We start from the raw sequence: 6,763 nt of genomic DNA on the forward strand, positions 1-6,763 counted from the left end.
TGATTGGATGGCAAAGGTTATGACAAAGCACGGAAGAGATCATGTTTCAAATCTAATCAGTTATTTATTTTTTATATCGTACATGGCATTATCCGCATCTTTGATTAGTTCTTTCAGACTTGAGCTGAATCCAGGGGTAGTACTTATTCCAATGCTCGCTTTAATAGTGATCGTTTCACCATTAATGATAAAGGGGTCAATGAAGGAATCTTTAATTTTTCCTGTAACGAACTGGATATCCTGATTGTCAACTAGATGTTGAAAGCATATGAGGAACTCATCTCCGCCGTATCGGATCAAAATATCAGATTTTCTCACGTTATGTTTAAGCCTTGCAGCAATATCATGCAATAGCAGATCACCAAAATCATGCCCAAAAGAATCATTAACATCTTTGAAGTCATCAATATCTATGAACATTACACTAAATTGCTTGTCTGATCCGCTCTGATGTAAATGCTTCAAATAATGTCGGTTATACAGTCCGGTTAAGCTATCTGTAACGCTATCATTCTCAAGCTCAATGATATATCCAAAAAATGTAGCCATGGATTTCATAAATGCAAGCTGATTCTCATCTAATTGAATGGGTTCTCGGTCCATAAGGCAAATTGTGCCGAATGATGACTTGTCCAATGTTTCGATGGCTATACCCACAAAGGAGCATGCTCCAAGCTGATCACGATTGGGTAAAGCGGTGGTCCGATTGTCCTCTAAGATGTTTGGAATAATAAGAAGGGAATTTGATTGATTATATACGAGGTTGCAGTAGTACTGAAGCTCTGGGGTGCCGATATTAATTAGATCTTCCTGGTGATTAAGTACCTTTAAGACACGATTAAAAGATCCGTCATTTACTGTTAAAAATATCGTATTCAATTTTAGGAAGTTTTTGAGTACATCAATTATATGTCCGGCTGCATCTTCCAGTGAGCGTATATGGCTGCTCATGTTACTCAACTCCTGCCGTAGTGTTGAAGCAAATAAATTATAAGCTAATAGTTCCATAGTATTCTAAAAAGAGAATGAACTCAATCATTAATTAAGATTTTTTAGGAAATTTGAACTAGTTATTATTTTAAAATGCCATTTCCGACCAAAGCAGATATAATATGACCAAAGACCACTCGGAGGAAATGCGATGCTCACAATGTTTTCTTTTCTAAAAAAATATCGATTCACAGCTAGTATTGCATTGATGCTCATGCTTATGGAGCTTATGGTAGAGCTGCTGCAGCCTTTTATAATTTCGAAAATTATAGATGATGGAATCAGTCGGAACAACGTGTCGATCGTAGCGGGCTGGGGCAGCGTACTAATTGGCTGTTCACTATTTGCATTTGTTGTAGGTATTTTAAGCTCCTTCTACTCCTCCCATGTTAGTCAAAGCTTTGGCTTTGACATAAGAGAGCGTTTGTATGAAAAGGTCCAGTCGTTCTCATTCGCAAATTATAATCGTTTTCCAGAGGCGTCGCTAATTACAAGACTTACAAATGACGTCATGCAGCTTCAAAATACAGTGTTTATGGGCTTGCGCATTATGATGCGTGCTCCATTACTTGTTATTGGCAGTATCTGTATGGCTTTTATTATCAATCCGAAGCTTGCCATCTGGCTGACTGCAGCTGTACCGTTTCTTGGTGTATTTCTGATCTGGGTGCTAAAGAAAGGCTCGAGATTGTTCCAGGCCGTACAAGAACAGCTCGATCAGGTTAACGGCGTCATGCAGCAAAATTTAATCGGGATGCGAATCGTTAGAGTTTTCGTACGAATGAAGCACGAATCCAAACGATTCTCGCAGTCTAGCGGACAATTGAAGGACCGTACCGTCGCAGCCCTGAGGCTGACGGAAGCGACGATGCCGATCATCTTGCTCGTTATGAATACGTGCGTTATGGCTGTATTATGGTTCGGGCGTTTCGAGCTTGATACGAACGGAGCCAGCGTGGGCGAGGTTGTGGCGATCGTTAACTATGCCACAAGAACAACTGCGGCATTGTCGATCATGTCAATGATCATAGTCAACTTCTCACGCGCGCGCGCGTCGGCACAGCGGATTGAAGAGGTATTGCTTACAGCTATCGATCTGGAGGACGCGAAGGAAAGTGATGAAGCGGTAGAGCTTCGTCATGGATTTGTATCCTTTGACCAGGTATCCTTCCAATATCCAGATACGCAAGAGCATGTTTTAGATGATATATCATTTCAAGCAAATTCTGGTGAGACAATCGCTATTATGGGAGCTACGGGATCAGGGAAGTCTTCGTTAATTCAGCTTATTCCGAGGTTATATGATGTCAATGGGGGAACGGTAAGTGTTGACGGTACAGATAACCGAGCATTTAAGCTTGACCAGTTACGAAGGCATATCGGTTATGTTCCTCAAGAGACAATGCTATTTACAGGTACAGTCGAGCAAAATATTAGGTGGGGCAAAGAGAATGCCACTTTTGAAGAAGTGATAGAAGCGGCAAAGCTGGCGCAAATTCATGATACGATTATGAAGCTTCCAGACCAATATGAATCCATTGTCGGACAGAAAGGTGTAAATTTGTCAGGCGGACAGAAGCAGCGTCTGACGATAGCGCGCGCACTTATACGTAAACCGGTTATTTTACTGTTAGATGATAGTACTAGTGCTCTAGATTTGCAGACTGAAGCAGCTTTAATGCTAGCGATTAGACAAATGAATTGCACAACCTTTCTAATTACCCAGAAAATAAGCACAACTATAGGAGCAGACCGGATATTGCTGTTGGATGATGGCAAGTTGATCGCACATGGCACGCATGAGCAATTGTTACGGGAATCGACTTTGTATCGGCAAATTTTTAAGTCGCAGTTTGGGAAGGAAGGTGTGTTCCATGCTTAATCAATGGAAAGATCCTTTCGTTTATCCGAGGGCTGAGCGGACAGAGACTAATATGTATGATACTAATGCTACCACATCTAAATCAAAGCGTAAGCCTAGAGCTCAAAATACATCACGTACATTGAAGCAGATGTGGGGGTATCTTACCGAGTATAAAGGCAGGCTTGCGGCGGTCATCGTGATGGTACTGCTCAGCTCAGCATTTTCGTTATTGGGCCCTTACTTAGCAGGAACGGCGATTGATCATTTTTTAATTAATCGTGATAGCGGATTTATTGTCTTTCTAGCCGGGATGGCTATTGTCTATGTTCTTCATTCGATTACGATGTGGCTGCAAAGCATATGGATGATTACGATATCACAGCAGACGGTATATCGAATGCGCCTACAACTGTTCGAGCATTTGCATCGGCTTCCTATTCCCTATTTCAGTAAGCGTCAGCACGGTGAACTTATGAGCCGTGTTACAAATGATATTGATAATGTAAGCTCCTCATTAAACAGCTCAGTGATTCAAGTGTTTTCGAGTATGCTTATGCTAGTTGGTACAGTAACCGTCATGCTGTCACTTAGTCCTCTACTTACTTTGCTAACTTTTCTAGTTGTTCCGGTTATGGTGTTTGGTATGAAATGGATTACGAAGCAAACCGGTCGATTATTCAAAGCACAACAGCACAATCTAGGCGATCTGAACGGTTATATTGAAGAGACCTTATCCGGACAGCGGATTGTTAAGGCTTTTTCACAGGAGAAAACGGTTATTGAAGAGTTTCGTTTACGCAACGAGCGCATTCGCGTATCCGGCTTTTGGGCACAGACGATATCAGGCTTTATTCCGAAGCTCATGAATGCATTAAATAATTTGAGCTTCGCAATTATAGCTGGTGTAGGAGCTATTTTCGTATTAAATGGAGCTCTGTCAGTAGGTGTTATCGTTATTTTTGCGGAGTATTCAAGGCAATTCACAAGGCCGCTTAATGATTTAGCCAATCAATGGAATACTCTGTTATCCGCGGTAGCAGGAGCTGAGCGTGTGTTCGATGTACTTGGTGAGGAAGAAGAGAGCAAGGATGAGTCAGCTGCTATCGAGCTGACTAAGGTGAGAGGCGCTGTCGTATTTGAAGACGTGACCTTCTCTTATGACGGACGTTCTTCAACGCTAAGTCATGTTAGCTTTACGGCGATGCCTGGTGAGACAGTAGCATTTGTTGGTCCAACAGGAGCGGGCAAGTCGACACTAATTCAGCTGTTATGCAGGTTTTATGATGTGGAAAGCGGTCGAATCATGATTGACGGTCATGATAGCCGTACGATAAAACGTGAGAACCTGCGATCACATATGGCCTTTGTACTGCAGGATCCTTTCTTGTTTGAAGGGACTATTCGTGAAAATATTCGTTACGGCAAATTAGACGCAACGGATGTTGAGGTGGAGCAAGCAGCAAAGCTGGCGAATGCCCATTCTTATATCGTTCGATTACGGGGCGGCTACGATTCCGTGCTTAAAGCTGATGGGAGCGGAATAAGCCAAGGGCAGAAGCAACTGCTCGCTATTGCAAGAGCTATTTTGGCTAATCCTTCTATACTTGTGCTTGATGAGGCAACCAGCAGCATCGATACAGTGACTGAAATTAAAATTCAAGAAGCATTAAATCGATTGATGGAAGGCCGTACAAGCTTTGTTATTGCTCATCGACTGAATACCATTCAGCAGGCTGACCAGATCATTGTATTGCAAAACGGCACGATTACAGAAAAAGGCTCGCATGCAGAGTTGCTTAATGAGCAAGGTTTTTATAGCAAACTGTTTAATGGGCAATTAGATCCTGTTTTGTTGAACGAGGAGTAACATGCATTTTATTAGCGAAGAAGGTTGAAACTATTCGAATGGCAATGGAGTATAAATGAATATGACGAAGGAGGTGGGAGCATGACAACCATTGTATGTACAAACTGTGGAAGTAACAATGATGTTCATGTGGACAAGCTGTTTGAAGCAAAATGCTCAGCTTGTGGAGATAAGCTTATAGAAGAAGCCGTTCCCTACGAAGTATCTGAAAACGAAATTGAAGCTTCCTTAAACTCAAACGTTCAGAGTGTTGAGCCGAAGGATTTGGATATAAATAAGTGGATTCAGAAAATCGGAGACCATGATAAGCAAACCAAATATGTGAATGAAGGTTTTTGGGCGAAGGTAAAACGGTACGCGGCGAAAGTTCCTTTTGCTAAAGAAGTTGTTACACTCTACTACTGCTCTATTGATCCGAAAACACCGATAAAGGCTAAAGTAACTGCAGTAGGAGCATTAGCTTACTGGATCATGCCATTAGATTTCCTTCCCGATTTCTTGCCAGTAGCCGGGTTCGTTGATGATGCGACCGCGGTATTCATTGCCTATAAGGCACTAAGCGGACAAATAACCGATGAACATCGAGATAAGGCTGAACAGTTTTTTGTATTGAGTAAAGATATTAAGCTAGTCGATCAAAAGCTTTAAGCTGCGCGAAGTGAAAAGAGGGGCTGCCCGGAGTCGATGACTCATGTGGACAGCCCCTTATTAATTGTAATAGTCGATATTTAAAATAAACTCCAATCAAAATCACGAGATAGCGACTCCAGAAGAGCAACGCCTGCTATGCTATTTCCTTTACGGTTAAGAGAAGGGCCGACTATGCCGATGCCGTAACGTCCAGGAACCATGGTTAAAATCCCACCGGAAACTCCGCTCTTTGCGGGCAGCCCGACTTGGATAGCAAATTCACCGGATGCGTTGTACATGCCGCAGGTTGTCATAAAGGTTTTGGCGATCTGGACATAGCGGCGCGGAATGAGAGATTGTCCCGTCGCTGGGTTGACGCCATTGTGTGCAAGTACTAAAGCCATCTGCGCAAGATCAGCACAAGTGACATTAATGGAGCAATGGCGGAAATAAACCTCAAGAACATCCTCAACCTGTCCAGCAAGAACGCCGTTATCTTTTAGAAAATAAGCCATCGATCGATTAAGATTAGCTGTCTCCGATTCTGAACGATAAACATCCAGATCATAATTCAGCATGTCATTCCCAGAAATAGAACGGAAAAAGTCTAATACTCGAACAGATTTATTGTCGGGACTGTCGCCGGTGATTAAGGAAGAAATAGCTATCGCACCTGCGTTGATAAGTGGATTAAAAGGGATTCCGGGCTGTACAAGCTCGAGCTTAAGCATCGAATTAAAGTTATCACCGGTTGGTTCCATGCCTACTTTGTCAAATACCGCTTCCTCGCCATTGTCCATTAAAGCCAATATGAGAGTAAATACTTTCGAGATGCTTTGCATCGTAAATGGCAGGCCGTAATCACCAGCAGAGATGGAATCACCATCTGCATCTAGAATATGGATGCCTAATGCCTCGATCGGCGATTTAGACAATTCGGGTATGTAAGATGCAACCATACCATGCTTACATTGTTGACGGCTCGTTTCGAGCAAGGAAGGTAGAAGTGAGCGGATACGGTTTATTTCCATTGAAGACATTACATTTCTACCTCCTTCATAAAGTGTTTTCTTAAGAATATTTGGATGTATGCTATTAGTTTATAACAATAGAAAGGTTGATTAAAAGATATTGTTTGCGATAATATACAGTTATCGTTTGAATGTTTTGCACTTATAAATATGCGTTTTTAATAATTATAAAACTTTTTTAAATAAATGCTTGACCAAATAGAAGTATACATGATATATTCTAATTCCGGCCGAGAGATAAACGCGGACGGCAAGCAAAACACGAAAGACAAGATTGCTCTTTGAAAACTGAACAACGAGTATTAAACTGCCCTAACGATCCTAACGGATCATTAGAAAAAGCGATAAAAAGTAATGAGCAAGTCAAACACCAATTTGGAG

General features: G+C 41.9%; 5 protein-coding genes. 3 read left to right on the top strand and 2 right to left on the bottom strand.

The genetic code is table 11. From position 1 onward, the window contains the following. Nucleotides 1–60: 60 nt before the first annotated feature. Nucleotides 61–951 carry a sensor domain-containing diguanylate cyclase gene (locus AC0YN7_RS15845; protein ID WP_475810975.1) on the bottom strand — a complete coding sequence of 297 codons (891 nt, stop codon included), beginning with the start codon at nucleotides 949–951 and terminating at the stop codon, nucleotides 61–63. A 190-nt stretch (nucleotides 952–1,141) separates the two neighbouring features. On the opposite strand from AC0YN7_RS15845, the gene AC0YN7_RS15850 reads away from it, so the two are divergent. From AC0YN7_RS15850 to AC0YN7_RS15860, 3 genes are all read left to right on the top strand, one after another. Continuing rightward, entirely contained in the window at nucleotides 1,142–2,872 is a 1,731-nt protein-coding gene (locus tag AC0YN7_RS15850) for an ABC transporter ATP-binding protein (RefSeq protein ID WP_475810976.1), read from the top strand. Continuing rightward, a complete protein-coding gene (locus tag AC0YN7_RS15855; protein WP_475810977.1) occupies nucleotides 2,865–4,721 on the top strand; it encodes an ABC transporter ATP-binding protein in 1,857 nt (618 codons plus the stop codon). The genes AC0YN7_RS15850 and AC0YN7_RS15855 overlap by 8 nt, the downstream gene beginning before the upstream one ends. A gap of 81 nt (nucleotides 4,722–4,802) precedes the next feature. Then, nucleotides 4,803–5,369, top strand: coding sequence for a YkvA family protein (locus AC0YN7_RS15860; protein WP_475810978.1), 567 nt, complete (start codon nucleotides 4,803–4,805; stop codon nucleotides 5,367–5,369). 80 nt (nucleotides 5,370–5,449) lie between these two features. On the opposite strand, the gene glsA is transcribed toward AC0YN7_RS15860, so the two are convergent. Next, on the bottom strand, nucleotides 5,450–6,391 hold the full coding sequence (gene glsA / locus AC0YN7_RS15865) for a glutaminase A (RefSeq protein WP_475810979.1): 942 nt from the start codon (nucleotides 6,389–6,391) through the stop codon (nucleotides 5,450–5,452). Nucleotides 6,392–6,763: the final 372 nt, after the last annotated feature.

It is taken from the genome of Paenibacillus sp. J31R122, from assembly GCF_056269185.1.

Excerpts from the sequence above, each read along its gene's own strand:
- AC0YN7_RS15855 (WP_475810977.1), top strand. The coding sequence starts at position 2,865 with ATGCTTAATCAATGGAAAGATCCTTTCGTTTATCCGAGGGCTGAGCGG.
- glsA (WP_475810979.1), bottom strand. The coding sequence starts at position 6,391 with ATGTCTTCAATGGAAATAAACCGTATCCGCTCACTTCTACCTTCCTTG.
- AC0YN7_RS15860 (WP_475810978.1), top strand. The coding sequence starts at position 4,803 with ATGACAACCATTGTATGTACAAACTGTGGAAGTAACAATGATGTTCAT.
- AC0YN7_RS15850 (WP_475810976.1), top strand. The coding sequence starts at position 1,142 with ATGCTCACAATGTTTTCTTTTCTAAAAAAATATCGATTCACAGCTAGT.
- AC0YN7_RS15845 (WP_475810975.1), bottom strand. The coding sequence starts at position 951 with ATGAGCAGCCATATACGCTCACTGGAAGATGCAGCCGGACATATAATT.